At 67.5% G+C, this 16,040-nt stretch carries 12 protein-coding genes; 5 read left to right on the top strand and 7 right to left on the bottom strand.

Going from position 1 to position 16,040, the window contains the following annotated elements; genetic code table 11:
• Positions 1-742: 742 nt before the first annotated feature.
• The gene (locus IF88_RS0138710) at positions 743-1,024 is read right to left on the bottom strand and encodes a hypothetical protein (protein WP_030723888.1); all 282 of its coding nucleotides are present in this window, start codon (positions 1,022-1,024) and stop codon (positions 743-745) included.
• A gap of 223 nt (positions 1,025-1,247) precedes the next feature.
• On the opposite strand from IF88_RS0138710, the gene IF88_RS47070 reads away from it, so the two are divergent.
• Both IF88_RS47070 and IF88_RS0138695 read left to right on the top strand, forming a co-directional pair.
• Positions 1,248-2,087, top strand: a complete 840-nt coding sequence (locus IF88_RS47070) for a hypothetical protein (protein ID WP_158754881.1) — start codon at positions 1,248-1,250, stop codon at positions 2,085-2,087.
• Between the two features lie 908 nt (positions 2,088-2,995).
• Positions 2,996-3,571, top strand: a complete 576-nt coding sequence (locus IF88_RS0138695) for a DUF6461 domain-containing protein (RefSeq protein WP_030723874.1) — start codon at positions 2,996-2,998, stop codon at positions 3,569-3,571.
• 51 nt (positions 3,572-3,622) lie between these two features.
• Here the strand turns inward: IF88_RS0138695 and IF88_RS41680 are convergent, their stop codons facing one another.
• The 6 genes from IF88_RS41680 to IF88_RS0138665 form a co-directional block, all read right to left on the bottom strand.
• Entirely contained in the window at positions 3,623-8,110 is a 4,488-nt protein-coding gene (locus IF88_RS41680; protein WP_051838310.1) for a hypothetical protein, read from the bottom strand.
• Between the two features lie 252 nt (positions 8,111-8,362).
• Complete coding sequence (locus tag IF88_RS0138685) at positions 8,363-9,622, bottom strand: ABC transporter permease (RefSeq protein ID WP_030723867.1); 1,260 nt, start codon at positions 9,620-9,622, stop codon at positions 8,363-8,365.
• The gene (locus IF88_RS0138680) at positions 9,619-10,302 is read right to left on the bottom strand and encodes an ABC transporter ATP-binding protein (RefSeq protein WP_234323865.1); all 684 of its coding nucleotides are present in this window, start codon (positions 10,300-10,302) and stop codon (positions 9,619-9,621) included. The genes IF88_RS0138685 and IF88_RS0138680 overlap by 4 nt, the downstream gene beginning before the upstream one ends.
• Positions 10,303-10,322: 20 nt before the next feature.
• Complete coding sequence (locus IF88_RS0138675) at positions 10,323-11,666, bottom strand: peptidoglycan-binding protein (protein ID WP_078893421.1); 1,344 nt, start codon at positions 11,664-11,666, stop codon at positions 10,323-10,325.
• 12 nt (positions 11,667-11,678) lie between these two features.
• Entirely contained in the window at positions 11,679-12,554 is an 876-nt protein-coding gene (locus IF88_RS0138670; protein ID WP_420711037.1) for a hypothetical protein, read from the bottom strand.
• Between the two features lie 165 nt (positions 12,555-12,719).
• Complete coding sequence (locus tag IF88_RS0138665; protein ID WP_158754879.1) at positions 12,720-13,214, bottom strand: hypothetical protein; 495 nt, start codon at positions 13,212-13,214, stop codon at positions 12,720-12,722.
• Between the two features lie 603 nt (positions 13,215-13,817).
• Between IF88_RS0138665 and IF88_RS0138660 the strand changes: the two genes are divergently transcribed.
• The 3 genes from IF88_RS0138660 (at position 13,818) to IF88_RS0138650 (ending at position 15,734) form a co-directional block, all read left to right on the top strand.
• Positions 13,818-14,048, top strand: a complete 231-nt coding sequence (locus IF88_RS0138660; RefSeq protein ID WP_030723846.1) for a hypothetical protein — start codon at positions 13,818-13,820, stop codon at positions 14,046-14,048.
• Between the two features lie 181 nt (positions 14,049-14,229).
• The gene (locus IF88_RS0138655) at positions 14,230-14,820 is read left to right on the top strand and encodes a hypothetical protein (RefSeq protein ID WP_051838304.1); all 591 of its coding nucleotides are present in this window, start codon (positions 14,230-14,232) and stop codon (positions 14,818-14,820) included.
• A gap of 443 nt (positions 14,821-15,263) precedes the next feature.
• A complete protein-coding gene (locus IF88_RS0138650; RefSeq protein WP_030723839.1) occupies positions 15,264-15,734 on the top strand; it encodes a lamin tail domain-containing protein in 471 nt (156 codons plus the stop codon).
• Positions 15,735-16,040: the final 306 nt, after the last annotated feature.

Here is a 16,040-nt window from a genome sequence, read left to right as displayed (position 1 = left end):
TTCAAAGACGGCGGAACCCGCGCCGACCAGCTCGAAGTCGAATTCACCGACATCGACTACATCGACGTCTCGTTCTGAAGAGATCACGACAGCCCATCCCGGCGAACCAGGTAGGGCGGCCCCGTGAGGCCGCCCCACAGCCGTCTCGTCACCCCGGGCCGCTGGTTTGCGTCCCGTAGTTTCAGGCGTTGTACTGCGCGACTCGGTCGGCGACGTCGGAACAGTCCGCCGGCGGGCAGGCGAGTCGGCACGAGCCGGAGCGCCTCGGGGACGTTCACACCCGGGTGCATCTCGCGGACGTGAGCGCCGGCCCGGGCCATCGCCAGGTCCAGCCGCCCGCCCTCGAGGACGATCTCACCGAGTGCCCCGCACTGCGCGCACCGGACGTACGTCACCGCGACCGGGGCCCGCAACCGCTCCATCTCCATGCCATGCCCAACGCGGCCAGGTCACGCCGAACACCGCCGAGCCGGCCAGCAGAGGGGGTTAAGCCTGGGGTGCCGGGGGCAAGATCGGAAAATTCGGCGGAACTCCCCTACCCCTGGGGCGGCTGGCGGCCGCTGAGGGAAGTGGTGCGCTCCCGTGACGGGCGGGCCGCAGTGCCACCGGCCGACGACGTCCGTGAGTACCGCCCCGGTCATGTGCAGGGGCAGGCATGAACCCGCAGACCCTGTCTCTGGTCGATCGCCCGCCTAACAGCAACGGATAGAGCCGTCCGCGGGGACGGGCAGTCCGTCGGCCGTTACGGCTCGGTGGCGGGTGGCGGCGGCTGCTGGTCGGCCGGGTCGGCTTCAGCGGCGCCGAAGGCGTTGAAGAGGGCGGGGAGATCGTGTGTGGCGGCCTTGTCGACGGCCTTGGCCTGGAGCCGGTATCGCAACACGGCGCGCAGTGCGGGGACCGTGAGGGTGGCCAGGCCGAGGAGTATGGCGGGGCTCTGGAGTGAGGTGGGCAGGGTGGCGGCAAGGCCACTGGTCAATGCTGTCAGGAAGCCTGTCAGCAGGTTCTGGAGCATGGTCACCGTCATGCCTCGTTTCTGCTCGTATGTGGTGCCGGATGCGGCCACAGATCGAGCGTCGACCCGGGCGGATCGGTGCGGCAGTGGGAACAGCGCTTCCCGGACAACTGGTAACGGCAGGTCAGCACCGCTGGCCGGAACGGGCTTTCACGCCGCGTACCGGTGCGTGACAATCGTTGAATCCGGGTCGGCGCCAGAGCGCACGCGCGGCACGGTCGAGGGGGGCACGGGGATGGACGAACCGAAGAACGCGGGGTCGGCAGCGGCCGCGTACGCGGCCGGGTTACGTGCCGCGGTCCACGGCTTCACCGCTCGGGGCGGGACGCAGAAGGAGATCGCGGTCGGCGCGCATATCGCCCCTGCCACCCTCTCGCGGTACCTGAGCAGCGAGCGGGTCGCCCCCCACCACTTCATCGCGGCGCTGGACACATTCCTCGCGGAACGTGGCCTGCCCCTGGCCGCCGGCGTGCGGGAGGAGTTGACGCGCCTGTGCGGGCGGGCCCACGAGGCGAGTCGGTCGCCGGCGGTCCAGCTGGCCCACCTCAAAGAGGAACTCCTGCGGATACGGGAAGAGAAGCAAGCCGGCGAGGCGGAACTGACCGTGCTCAAGCAACGTGCGGAGCAGTTGGCCGTCGAGCTGGAGCAGGCGTTGGAGCAGGCCCGTCACGCGGAGGCCGGATGGGCCGTCCTGGAAGGGCGTGTGGAGCGGCAGGACAAGCAGTTGCGGGACGCGCAGTCCTACACGCGCGGCCTGGAGGCCGAGCTCACCGCGCAGCACGACCAGGTCCTCCTCGTGCAGCGGGAGGTCGAGGTCCTGCGCCGTCAGAACAAGACCCTCCTCGAAGAGACCCCCCGCCGGATCCGACAACCAGCTCGAAGACGCCGTTTCCGTCGTGTCAACGCAGGTCACGAGCGCGGAAGCGGAAAGGGAGTCCTCCGAGTCCTCGACGCCGGATCTCTCGGCCAGCACCTTCAAGCCCCTGACGCCCGCGCGTCCGGCAACGAGAACCGTGCTCGGCTACGCCGACACCCAGGAGGAGTTCACCGTCGGGAGTATGGACGATGTGGATGAGCTCTCGCCACGCCAAGCCGGGGTCGGCCGTCCGAGCCGGCCGCTCGTGTCGGGGAGTTCGGGGCATGGGAGCGGTCCCGCTGCCTCCCCGTCCGCCGGTGCGGAGGTGTGGGACCACACGCCGCCGGTCAGCGTGCAGCCCGGACCGATCTCCGGGTACACGACCGCCTCGGCCAGGAGGACCTCCTGGCGGGTGTTGCAGCCGTCGGCCGGGATGTCGCCGGCGTTCCAGTGCCCACGAGGCAGGCTTCACCCGCCGACCGCCCAGGGGGCGCACATGGGGCAGGCCATCCAGATCGCGGACCAGGTTCGCCTCGGCGATCGCGTAACGCAGACGACCCCAGGGGGCGTCCTGCCATTCCTGCCAAGTGGTCATTGCGGTGTCGAACTTCTCGGGAGCTTCAGGCATCTGGCGACGATAGCGGCCAGCCTCGTCCGGCTGCACCTCGACGCTGGCGAAGGTCTGCCGACCAAGGCAGGCGAGGTCGTGCGCCAGGGCGAGGACCTCGGACGGTGGGTCACTTCGGTCCGGCACGGCTGGGACCAGCTCACCGGGGTGCGGCAGTGGATGAGCCAGCAGGTCCTCGGCATCGAACCCGCCGGCGAAGAACGGCTGGGCCAAAGGTGTCCGCGCGGTCGCCGACGAGTTGCTGTGCATCGCCGACACCACGGCCGCTCTACGCGGGCGCGCCACGTCCAACGCGGGGCTCAACGCCGTTGGCAGGCCAGCTCTGCTGGCGGCCGAGCGTGAATCGCGGGTAGGGCGACACTTTCGCAGGCCGTGGTCGTATGATCAGCGGGTATCTGTGGCGCTCCGACGATGAAATCTGTTCGGGAATGGATGCCCTGGCCCCACCGTGGACCTGCCATCGGGCACGTCACTGAAAGCTCAGGACACGGGAGGATTCATGGACGGAATTCACTGGCTGCCGGAGGACTGTGACGCCTACTGTCTGTTGCTCGTCCGTGGGATCGAAGTGAACGAACTCGTTGCCCGTCTGGGGTACGACGCTCAGGCGGTGATGTCTCCGATGACCTCGGGCGAGGCATTCGAGCACTCCATGGACAAGGCGCCCGTCGCACGCCTCGGCACCAGCGGAAATTGGGCGTTCTCCCTGGAACAGTGGAGCGCCGAGGGCATGGAAGCCAGGACCGCGCGCCGGGTATCGATGGGAACAGAGTGCATCGCTGTACTCAACAGCGGCATGCCCCCAGTGTGGTTCATGCACGCCGTGGCCGGGGAGATCGTGGCGTTCTTCGAACCGTCGGACGCCCAGGAGGTTGTCGACGAGTCCACCCCTCGGACGTTCGCGTCCGATCTCGTGGCCGCGGGACTGGTTGCGGCCGGCGTTCCGGAAGGGACCGCCGAAGAAAGCTCCGAGGTGCTCCTGCTGAAGTTGGTGGAGCAGCATTTTGGGGTCGACCTGCCGCGGGCCTCCCTGCGAAGCGATCCTTTCCCGGCCCTCGCGTTCACTTCCACATAAACGCGCTGGGGCCGGGAGAACAACCCCGGCCCCAGCTGATGCTCTTGAACCCTAGCGGGTGCGAACCCAGCAGATCTTCGTTAGATCAGTGCATTCCTCGAATCCAGGGGCCAGCAGATAGTAGGCGTCCTTGTCGATGATGCGGTTGTTGGGAACGAAGTGGAGGCCGATCCGGTTGGCTGCACCACTGTTCTCGTCCCCGGGCAGAGAAGCCCGCCCGCAAGGCTCCTTCCACGTGTTGGCACGCGCGTAGCGGGTGTCCTCCTTCAGCGTCCATTGCTCGCCAGCCGCGGGCTTCTTCGCGTACAGCTGGAGGCAGCCCGTGCCGAGTGTCAGGCCACCACCACCAGTGGCCACCGGCATGGCACCACTCTGGTAGGAAGCTGCAAACGGGTACTCGTCACAACTCGGCCCACCGGGCTTGGTCACTCCCGAGTCCGGATGCTTCAGGAACTTGCCATCGCCGTACTTGTTGCAGACCACTTTGTTGCGGTTGTAGTCCGCCTGCTTCGAGTCTGCCAGATAGGTGAGCGGCTTCTTGTGCTCGCGGCTCCCAGGGTGAGAGGGCAGCTTCTGCTGGATTATCCAGTAGAACGCCGCCGCCGACGGGTTTTCCGCCGTGCCGACGACATAGGTGGGGATGTAGCGCGAGAACACACAGCCGGGCTTTCCGTCGGTGTTCTTCGCTTCAAGGTCGCAGCGAATGTTGAGCTCTGATTTGTCGCGCTTGATGGGAGTGGCGGCGCCGCTGTCCATCGTCCCCTTGAAAGTCCAGCTGGGGTAAACGTCACTGTGGCCGGAGGTTCCGGTCCACTTCATCTCCTTGAACCCACTGAGCGTGTGCCGATCGCCGGTTTGCCAGGTCTGGCTGTTCGTCCACTGCGTAGGTTCACTCTGGCAGGCACCGAGGCAGTCGAAGTCCATGTCGAGCTTGACAGCCTTGATACCGGCAGTCGATTTCATGTCAAAAGAGACAGTCTGCTGGATCACCGCAGTCTTGAGGTTGAGCTGGATTTCATGTCGGTAATCCCATATAGCCTGGCCTGTGGGTCGACCGGCAGTGATCCGCTCAAGGATGAGCTGACCGGTCATGCACGCATGCGTCCTCTTGTAGGAGACAGAGGCTTGGGCCAGCGAGCATGCAACGGTGTCACCTGCACTGCCGGCTGCCCTGGCGCTGGCGTCAGCCGCCGGAGCCTCGGCTCCCTTCCGCCCCCACTGCTTGTCGGCCGGTTCCGGAGTGATGGGGGCCGGGCCCATGCAGATCACCTCCTGCTTGGCCTCGTTGACCGTCCGGCACTCCTTTGAAGCCTTGGGACCGATTCCGCTGGGGCTCGACAGCGAAGACTTCGCCGCGGGTGCGCTGCGGTTCGCCGACGCGTTCAGGTCGAGGAAGTTGCCGGGAATGATTACCGGCGGTTCGACGGCCTCAGGTTCCGGTGCGTTGGGGTCCGGGTCGGGGAAGCGGATCTCCGGAATCTGAGAGAAGTCGCCCCCCTGGAATGCCACTGCATCGAAGGCAATGTCCTGGTCGCCGGTCCCGTCACCAGTGATCGACGACAGGCGGACCTCAGGGTTGCCTTCGAAGCGGTAGATGCCGATGTCCACCCACCGGTTGCCGCTTCCGGGCTGGGAGACCTGCTTGGAGACCCAGCCTTCAGCTGTCTTGATCTCGTACTTCGCCTGCTTGGTCTGGGCGCCGTGGTCAGGCAGGTGCACCCAGACCCGGGCGTCTCGTTGGGCCAACGGCGTATTCAGCTTCCATGTGCCGGTGATCTTCAGGCGCTCGCCCTTGGCATCAGCCTTCCGGGTGTGGCCGAAGTAGAAGTGACCGCCGAAACCGGCACCGAGCTGGTGAAGGTCGACCTTTGCCGGCCATTTCACGTAGCACAGCGAGCAGGCCGTTTCTCCCTTTCCGAAATCGAAAGTGAAGGTGCCCTGGTTGGTCCAGGAACTGTTGGGGCATCCTGATCGGACGACAGGAGTCCCCTGCGCTACATCGTCGACTATGAGGGCTCCGGCGGGCAGGCCGCTGGTGGTGCAGTTCGGCGGGTAGGCAGTGCCGTCGGCTTCCTCGGCCCAGCTGACAGGGAAGCGGGTGAAGTCGTTTCCGCACGAGAAGTTGCAGTCGTTCTTCCACTGCACGGACTTGTGCCACCAGCACTTGTAGTCCACGTCACGTATGCAGGGGCCTGAACCCGTCTCGTTCGAGGCGCCGTCACCGATCTTGCTCGGGTCGCAGCTGTTGTCGAGAGGGGTGCAGAAGAGGTCCTCCGGGGGCTTGGCCTTGGCACGGTTCTGGACTGCTGAGCCCTCGATGCTGGCTCCGCCCTCTTTGCCGTTCCACGAGGCTGCGATGAAGGCGGGGACCATCTTGCCCGGGGACTCGAGGAAGGCCGGCGGGTGTGCCGCGAAGCCGAGGACCTTCTCCTGGTACGGCCAGTGCTGAGGATGCGCAGCATCCGCGGCTTCCTCGTTGCCTGCCGAGTCTTCCATGAAGGGGGACCGGCCGGCGTCCCATTCGGGGTTGGCGGGGTTGTTCGCCCAGCCCAGACCCCAGGGCGAGCTGTCTCCCTTGTCAGGGTAGAAGCCCGAGTTGTAGGCCCACAGGGCGAAGGTCCAGTTCTCCAGCTTGGCCGAGTTGCCGTTGTTGACCTTCAAGCCTGCGCTACTGGTCTGTCGCCACTTATCCGCGAGTATCTGCAGACCGGCCGCCACATTGACGGTGTAGTCGAGCGCGACGGCGCGCTGCTTCTGGTAGTCCCAGGCAGCACCGCCCTTGCCGTCTTCGCGTCCGGCCAGACGCATGTGGTCGGTCACCTGTGTGATGCCGTAGCCGCAGTCGGCTTCGGCCCAGTTGACGTCCCAGTCGTTGAGTGGGTTGCCGTCGTAGAGGTCGATGCCGTAATAGTTGCCGATGAGTGGATTGGCCGTGACACCGGGGACGGCGACGCGCGAGGCCTGCCACATGTTTGATTCCTGGGCGGTGATGCCGAGCATCACCTGTGCGGGCACCGTGGCCCCACCAAGCAGATCGGACGGGTAGGGGAACAGGGTCTGCGGCTGGTAGGCCGGCATGCCCAGGTTCTTCCAGTTCGCGGGACGGCTGATGTGCGCGTTGAGATTTCCGCGGATGGCCTGGTTGACGGCCCATTCAACCTGGCGGGGCTTGGGCTGCATCGCCTGATTGCGGGGGTCGTTGCGCGGAACGGAGCACACACGCTCGGATTCGACGACCTCGGTGGGCGTTCCGGCGGCGAGAGCCTGCGCTCCGGGGGCCTCGGAGGTCGGGCTTGCCGACTTGGGCTGCGCCTTCGGTACCGTCGCGCCGTCGGCCTTGGGAGCCTTCAGCGCGGGGGTGCGTTCGCGTCCTTCTTGGATCCGCGGGCTGGTCCGCTGGTCCGGGCTCACGGTGAACGCGGTCGCGTCTCCGCTGTCGAGGACTGTCATCTGGACTTGGACGGGGCGCCCGGCGGACGGGTCCGCACCGTATACAAGGGCGCCTTGGCCGTCTGCCCAGGTGGTTCCTGTCAAGACAGCCTCGCCCCGGGTGGAGATCTTGGCGTCCTTGGGCGTGCTGTTGAGGTGCCGCACGGTCTTGGGCAGTTTCTTGCCGGAGACCGGCTTGGCCTTGCCCGTCAGGTAGACCATGCCGGCGTTTCGCGTCAGACCGGTATCGGCCAGAGGCCCCTCCGCCAGCAGAACAGCTCCGGTCTTCCTTGCGCCCGGACTTTTGATCTGGGTGGCTTCGACGCGCTTGACCCGTGCCGCCTGTGCACCGGCCTTAGCGGGACTCGGATCGAGGAAGACGAGGCCGCCGTCGGCGTCAGGGGTCAGGCGGTAGGGCACCGTGTCGGTGGCCACGACGGGCGTCTTGTGACCCTTGACGTCGACCTTGACGATTTGCGCGCCCGCGGCTCCGACCACAGACCCGTCGGAAGCCGGTACCGATGAGGTGACCTGCCCCGTGGTTTCGATGGGCTGGGAGAGCGTTGCAGTGACCGTGTCCAGCTTGAACAGGCGGGTCGAGGCTTTGTCCTCGCCACCGGACTGTGTGAGGACGGCCTCTTCGCCGGTCCCGCAGCCGGGGTTGTAGTAGGACAGGGAGACCTGCACGGGCAGCTTGGTGACGTGCCCGGTCTCCAGCTCCACAACCGCGGCGAACGCGCCGCGCGCCATCAGCTTCGGCGTGTTCGTAAAGGTTCGCGGCGCGTATACGACCACAACTCGCTTGCCCGACCCGGTGACGCAGGCGTTGCCGATCCACGAGTCGGTGTCGAAACCGGGTTCGGACAGCGAAGCGAGCGTGCTCCACGAGTAGCCGGCGCTTTCGCGAGCAGTCAGGATGTGGAAGCCCTGCGCATCGGAACTGGTCGTCCAGGCTATGTCCGCCGACTTCTGCCAGTCCTTGCCAAGAACCTTGGCGCGGTCCTTGGCAGGCACTTCGAACGGCTTCGCGGGAGCAGGTGCTGGTCGCGGCTTCTCATCGGCCCAGGCCGTGACCTGGAGCAGTCCGGCGAACAGCGCACCAGCGGCCACTGCCGCTGAGACTGTCCGGGATCTCCTACGGAATCTCAAGATTTCTCCTAGCTAGAAATTGCCGCACTACACAGGGGCAAGCACATTCGCCCGCTGCCCTGCGAGCGAGCCTTTCGATGGGCGCCAAGGGACTTGGCGCGTGCTACTTGGGGTGAACCCAGGCCAGAGCGGCGGCAGGCCGGCGGCATGGACCTCCGCTGGGGTGGAACCCCAGCGGCAGGTGTGGTGTATCCGGGTGAGGTGTGCTGTCCCCTAGCGGCGCAGAGCCTCGGCCGGTGGGATTCGGGAGGCCCGCCAGGCGGGGTAGAGGCCCGCAAGGAGGCCAGTGGCCAGGCCCAAGACAGGGGCGGCGGCTTGTGTGATCGGGTCCAGAACCGGGGTCCACTGGCGGGCCGCGGAAACCGCGACGACGACTGCAGTCCCGATGGACGTGCCGATCAGGCCGCCGATGAGTCCGAGGGCGGTGGATTCGGAGAGGAACTGCAGGGTGATGTGCCGTCCTCGTGCGCCGAGCGCTCGGCGCAGACCGATTTCGCCGGTCCTTTCCATCACGGCGACCAGCGTGGTGTTCGCGATGCCGACCGCCCCGATGACGAGGCATACGGCGGCGAGGAGGAGAAAGAGAGAACTCAGGTCTCCGCCGACGCCGGACCTCAGGGTCTTGGGGTCGGGCGGCGGCAGGGCCTTGAAGTACTCCGGGTGGTCCGGGCGCAGGGCGAGGGCGGCCTCGTCTGCGATCTGGGTGGCGGCGCCGAGGCGGGTGGAGATGAGCATGGTTGCGCGGTCGTCGCCGGGTGGGCCCCAGATCTGCTCGGCGGTGGAGCGTGGGATGAGGACCGACATCAGCAAGTCGGGCCTGCGGTCGACGTCCTTGAGGATGCCGATGACGGTGAACGGGGTGGTGCCGATGAAGATGGCCGGCTGGCTTTGAACATCGGTGATGCCGAGCCGATTGGCGGTCGCCGCGCCGATGACAGCCACCTGTTGGTGTTCACGGTCGTGGAAGTCGTCGAACGTCTTTCCCTGTGCCATGTGAGGACCTGTGGCTTGAAGTGCTCCAGGCGATGCTGCCATCACCTGCGGGCGCGTGGCGCTCCCGTCGGCTGACACCAGCGAGGTGCTGACGTTCTGGTCGGTGCGCAGACGCACTTTCCAGAAGACCCCGCCCGCCGTGACTCCGTTCAAGGCTGCGATGCGCTGGTCGGCGTCCGGGGTGAAGGACAGCGGAACGTGGGCACTGTCGCTTCCGCCTGTGTCCTGAACGGTCACTTCGGTCGCGGTCAGTCGGCTGAACCGGCCGTCGATCTGGGAAGCGGCGGTGCCCGTGAGGCCGAGAACGGCGATGAAGGCGCCGACTCCCAGGACGGTGCCCAGCGCGGTGAGGGCCGAGCGCGCCGGGCGTTGGAGTACGCCGGCGAGGGCCTCGGCGAGCAGATCGTGTGCCGCAAGTCCTGAACGGCGGACCTTCGTGTCGTGCTTGCGAGGCGGACGGCCGCGGCGGCGTCCAGTCATGCGGTCACCTGCTCGGCAGGCCTGTCGGTGAGGCGGCCGTCGCGGATCGAGACACTGCGCTGTCCACGGGCGGCGACCTGGGGGTCATGTGTAATGGCAACGATCGTCGCGCCGTCACGGTGGAGTTGGTCCAGGAGCTCGAGGACGGACTCCGCCGTGGCGGTGTCAAGGTTTCCGGTCGGTTCGTCGCACAGCAGGAGAGAGGGCTCGGTGACGAGCGCTCGGGCGATGGCAACCCTTTGGCGCTCGCCGCCGGAGAGCCGGGTGGGCAGGGCGTCCAGCCGGTGGCCCAGGCCCACGCGGATCAGCGCGGCGCGGGCGCGGGCGCGCCGCTGAGAGCGGGGAACCCGCTGGTAGATCATGGCGAGCTCGACGTTCTCACGGGCGCTGCGGTGCGCCAGGAGGTGGAAGGCCTGAAAGACGAACCCGATGCGGGACCCGCGCAGGGTGGTGCGTTCCTTGTCCTTGATGGTGGTGGTGTCGATGCCGTCCAGCAGGTAGGTGCCGTGGGTAGGCGTGTCCAGCAGGCCGGCGATGTTGAGGAAGGTGGACTTCCCCGATCCGGACGGCCCCACGATGGTGACGTACTCGCCACGCCTAACCGTCAGATCACAGGGGAGCAGGGCGGGCACGGGCGGGGGCCCGGGATAGGTCAGCCCGACTGCGTCGAACTGGATCACAGGGGGCGTCCGGTCTTGGATCACCGCTTGCCGCCGCTCGGTGCAGGAGCCCGTCCCGCGCCGAGGACGACTCGGTCACCGGACGAGAGGGCGCCTGATACGGGCGTGACTTCCACGTACCCGTCCCCGCTCATTCCAGTGCGGATCTCTACGCGGGTCTGCTTCCCACCGTTGGTGACGACGATGAGTGTCGTACGGCCGTCCGCTTGGGAAGAGACGGCTGCGGTCGGGACCACCAGAACGGCGCCGTCGGAAGATGCGGCATTGATGGTCAGCCGGACGTCCTGGCCCGCGAATTCGGCGGGCAGCGGCTGGTCGGGAGTGATCTTCACCTGAAACCGCTGCGCCGCTTCGGCTGCGCCGGCTTCCTTGCCCGACGGGGCCGGCGCGGGTCCCACGGACGCCACCGTACCCACGGCCCGTCCACCACTCCTGTCAGCGAAGATGTCCACCTTCTGCCCGGGCCGCACCGATTCCTTCTGGTAGCTCTCCAGCGCCCCGTCGACGCCCAGTGCCCCGGCTGTGATCGTCATCAGCTTCTCAGCGGCCGTGGCACCCACCACCGCATCGACCGACTCGACCCGCACGGGCCCGTCTGATACGAACACGGTCTCGAATGCCGGCAGTACCACGGTCGTCGAAGTAGCGGCCGTGACACCGGAGGGAGTACCGCTGGTCGGCGGTTCGCCCGGCTTGTCGGCACCCGGCTTACCCGCCAAGTCCGTTTTCGTTCCGGCGGTGGTGGGGGCGGTGTAGCCGGCAGCCTCGTAGAGGGACTTGACCGCATGCTGCGTGCCGGGTCCGAAGGTGCCCGAGGGATCGCTGCCTCGACGGTAGCCGAGTTCCGCTAGGGCCTTCTGCAGCTGCACCACGTCCTGCCCGACGACGCCAGCAGTCAGGTTCCTGTAGGCCGGCAGCGAACCGCGCAGAGCCAGCACCGGCCGGCCGGCGACCTCCGCGAGGACCGAGCCCGGCTTCACCGTGTCGCCGGGGTTCACCTTGACCTTGGTCACCACCGCACGGATGGTGTCCCCGCCACTCAACCCGGCCGACAGGACGTCGATCCGCTGCGACGCGGCGACCTTGCCGCGGGTGACCAGCGAGGCGGACAGCACCCTCTTCTCCACCGGTGCCGTCAACACGTCGGCAGGAGGAGGCGCGGTCTCCGCCGCGACCTGCGCCGGCGACTTCAGCACGGTCGCAGCGCCTGCTCCCACCCCGGTCAGGGCCACGGTTCCCGCGACGACACCGATCAAGACCCGGCGGCGGCGCACCAGACCCCCGCGTGGCGGGGCCACCCGCCTGTGTGAAGATGCTTCATCGCCCGGTGTGCGGGCCTCAGCCATAGCCGTCGGTTCCGTCATGGACCGGTGCTCCTACTTCTCGCCGGAGAGTACGTCGGCCACGGCTTTGACCGAAGCGTCGAGATCCTTGCGGGCCTTCTCCAGCGTCTCGGCGTTCTTCTCGAGCGCGGCGGTCTGCAGCTTGGACTCGGCCTCCCACCAGATCTTGGCCACATGGGTACGGTTGCGGCACGATATGTCCGCCGTGGCCGTGGCGATCTCCTCCGCAGTCACGTCCCGGCCGCCGAAACGCTGATCGTCACTCGCGTCCAACGGCTGCTTGTAGTCGTAGCCCTGCTCCTTCATGCACGACGACCACGCCTGGAACGCGGCGACCACCTTCAAATCCTCCTTGGACCGGGCAAAGGCCTCGTTCCCCAGCTTCTGTGCCTCCTCGCCGTACGTGGCCGGGTTTCCGCCGAGCTTGGTACGCGCTTCGCCGATGCACACTTGGAGCGCCTTGCCGTCCGGTCCCTCTGCGGACGTCCCGTCGACCGCGCCCACGTTCACCGCTGCGTCGTAGGCAGCCTGCTCGGCCTCGTCCGGCTTGTATCCGCGCCGCTTGGCCAGTTCCCCGTCGTGGATGCCGTAACGCCAGTCGGTCAGCGTCTTGGGGCCCATCTTCGGGAGCTCAGGTGCCGGGCGCCACTGGCCGTACCCGGCCTTCTTCATGCAATCGCCGATGAGAAGGTTCTTCGCCTTGGCCACCTGACTCCGCTCGTCGTCGGACGGAAGGTAGCCCTCCATCGGCAGCGTCCACGTCGCGGGATCCGCCTCGTTGAAGGCACGAGCAGGAGCCGAGCGAAGCGGCTGGGACCCGCCAGATGTGGACGACGGCGAGCAGCCGGCGACGGCACCGAAGACGACGAGGGTGAGGATCGTTGCCGACCTCGCCGGGGAAGGGATCAAGGAACGCATGGGGTCTACCGTTCTCGGACTACGGGGCTGTGTTCGGCTGATTGGGCGAAGGGAAGGGCGCCCCGCTGGCCCCGCAGAGCTCGCCCTGTGAGAGACCTGCGGGGCCATGTGAAATCGGGGGGATCAGTAACCCCGCGCAGCGAGAGTGCTCTGGTGTCAGCCTCGCCAGGCGAACGACGCGTTGTTGTTGTACGTGTAATTCAGGTTGCGGCCCCAGGCGACGTCATCGACTGCACCCTTGTAGCCGCGGTTGAAGTACACGTCGGCCACATACGAGGAATGGCGGTTTGTTGCCGAAGCAGCATTGTTCTTGATGTTCTGACCAGACCCCGGCCAGGGTGAGCTGACCCCGAACACGCAGTACCGCAAAGGCTGCAGGCCCGCCTGAGGTGCCCCACCCATGCGCTCATCGGCGAAATCCCAGACGCTGTAGCCGATGTTCCGGTAAGAATTCTTGAAGTTGGAGTTGAAGTACAGCGTGAACTTGAACCCCGAATTACCCGGGTCCTTGCACACCTCCGGGCTCCACTGGTTCTCATAACCCGTGTTGGGCAGCTGGCCGTCGGCGTAAGCCGACGGGGTCATCACCAGCGTCGTCGCAGCAGCAGCAACCGCAGCCATGACAAAACGAGACTTCATGTTGAGCTTCACTCATTCGCCTTTCGGGCGCACACGCGAGCGAGCTGAGTGGCACGGTGAGCAGCGGGAAGCCGATAGGCACCAAACAGATGCCAGGCATGCCTCTTTGAGGCTGCACAAGCAGCCTCATGTGAGCACGTCGCCCCCCGAGCTCCCAGGCGCCGCCCGGAACTCCCCCTGAATACGCAGCTTTGATGAGTCGTCCTCCCCTGCCGAGGGTCAGTCGGCAGAGACTTTCTGTTCGCGACGACCTGATCATTAAAACATCATTAACTTCCGGCAAATCAGACAATTTGTCACTTACTAGACAGTAACAATCTGATACAGGTAGCGGCATGGGCCTGCCATGCCGGCGCCAGGGTCCGTCTTCCGGCGCCGAACTGCCCGATGTCGGTCATCAGCGCGCCGCCGGTCTGGATCTCGTCCACCGAACCTCACGCTTGTTGGCGATGGTCTTGGTGTGGGGCCGTTGGAGAGCCCCGGGGGTGCCGGGCGCGCGGCCGATCACGTTGCTGGAGCGGTGCGTGCGGGCGTGGACCGCGCCGAAGGCGACGCCGGGCGGGCCACCGATCTAAGGTTCCTCGTAGCCGCTGACGGTCGGACGCGCGACGGCCTATGGGGGATGCCGGTCCGGGCGTTCCCAAAGCCGATGGTCCGACTTGGTCCTCGCTGACGCCGGGAACGGCGCCGAGGCCGGCCCCGGACGCGCTGTGCCGGTACGGCGCCGAGTGGACCGCGACCAAACTCCGCTGGGGCCTCGCGGTCGACGAGGCGGAGCGTGGCCGGCTGCTGGACATCGCGGCCGGCCGCGGCGGCAGCGACGTGGAGTTCACCCCCGCCCTGTAGGACGGTCCGGAGATGAGGGCCGCCGCCTCGACTGGTGGCGGCCCTTTGCCCTGCTCCCCAGCTGCCCGTGAGCGTCAGCATGCCTAGGCGGGTCCAACGACGTGCGCTGTTGGGCCGGCGGGGGTGTGCGCGGCTGCGCGGCCGGGGCAGGGTGGCGGGCGGGAACGCGTCGGAGGGCGGAGTGCTGGTGGAGTGGGACTGGTGGACGGTGGAGTTCGGGGACGCGCAAGCGGGCGCGGCGGGTGTCCTTGTCGGCGGAGGTGAGCCGGGCCCGGTGTATTTCGACGTCGGGAGCGGCCCGGACGTGCCCTCTACGACGCGCTGGTCGGCCTATGACGGCCGGCACCGCCGGCCACGTGCCGAGGCGCTTCGGGCCGTGTGTGCGTGCGGATGGCGTGGTGCCGCCGAGTACCCGCTGGACTGGGATGCGATCGGCGATCGGCCGCTGTACGAGGCGGACGTCGACCTGACCGGACCGCTCGCAGACTGGAACGCCCACTTGTCCCTTGTCCGAGACAGGGCGGTACCGCTGCCCGAGCCGCTGGCCGCCCTGCTGGTCGAGATCGCCGAGCAGCTGACCGCCACGGCCGCGGACGCGCCGCTGGCCGCGCTGCGCGCCGTCGGCGTGCTGGAGCGGATCGCCACCCGCGTCGGGCGGGAGGCGGCCGGCGTGCTGGCGGACGGCGGGGTGTCCGCCGAGGCGGTGGCCACCGGGCTCGGGACCACCCGCTCCAAGGCCCTGATGCTCCTTCTGACCGCGCAGGACGGATGACAGCACCCGGTCGGCATCGGCGTACGTGGCTCCGAGCGAGGGTGCGAGGCCTGCCACAGGGCGGGATTCATGTGCGAATTACGGACTCACGTGCGAAGAACTCCGCAGAACGGCTGTTACCTGATCCACTGGTCCGGTCGGGTGAGGCGGGGAAGGAGTGCGCCCGGTGGTGCGCCGGAGCGTGTCGACCCTGATGTCCGGTTTGCGGGGCGGGTGGGTGTAGCGGTCAGTGAATGTCAGGGGCATGTTCGGGCGGAATGAGTGCATCCAGCAGGCGACTGTGGCGGATATGTCCACGTCTGGTAACCGGCGTTGGCGGGGGCTGCCGTGGGGGTCGTGTCGGGTCGAGAGTGTGGCCCTCGGCTCACTTCGGGCCGAATCCGATGGTGCCTTCACCGGCCTGTTTCGGCTGGTGAGGCGCTGTTCTTGAGGGAGCGCCACCCATGTCTTCTGCTTCTTCCTCCGCACGCCGTATCGCCGCCACCGTCCTGGCCGCCGGCGCCATCGTTTCGGCCGCCGCGCTGCCGGCGGCCGCGCACGACGGCGACCGTCACCACCAGCGGCACCCGCGGGTCGAGATCAGCCGGGTCCAGGCCGACAGCCCCGGACACGACGACCGCTCCAACCGCTCCCTGAACGCGGAATGGGTGGAGATCACCAACACCACCCGCGACGCCATCAACCTCCGCGGCTGGACCCTGCGCAACAGTGACGGAAACCGCTACCGCTTCGACAACGTCCGCATCGGCGGCCGCGCCACCATCCGCATCCACACCGGCAACGGCCGCGACACCCGCACCGACCTCTTCCAGGACCGCCGCAACTACGTCTGGGACAACCACGGCGACACCGCCACCCTGCGCGACGACCGCGGCCGCACCGTCGACACCGAGACCTGGGGCCGCCGCCGCTAGCCTCCACGCCCAGGCCGGGCCCCGTGCCAGTGAGCCTGCGCGAGATGCCCCACCCGTAGCCGGCCCATGCGGCCACCACCGCTGACCGGCACGCGCACGGGCCGTCGCCCCTCCCGGGCGACGGCCCGTACTGCTGCAAGAGGCGGGGGCGTGCCGGCAGCTCGACAGTTGGCGGAGTGCCGGGGCTCCTCATGGGCAGGTGGGACAGTGGGGTAGCGCGGACCGGGCCCCGGAGCGAAAGGGTCGTTTCGTGTTCGAGGAATTCGCCACCAGGACGGTGCGCACCAGTGAGGCGTCCGTCTTCGT

The sequence above is a fragment of the Streptomyces sp. NRRL F-2580 genome (genome assembly GCF_000720115.1).
Lineage (GTDB): Bacteria > Actinomycetota > Actinomycetes > Streptomycetales > Streptomycetaceae > Streptomyces.
The sequence above is the reverse complement of the archived record's forward strand: the minus strand, read 5'-3'. Positions and strand labels throughout refer to the sequence as shown.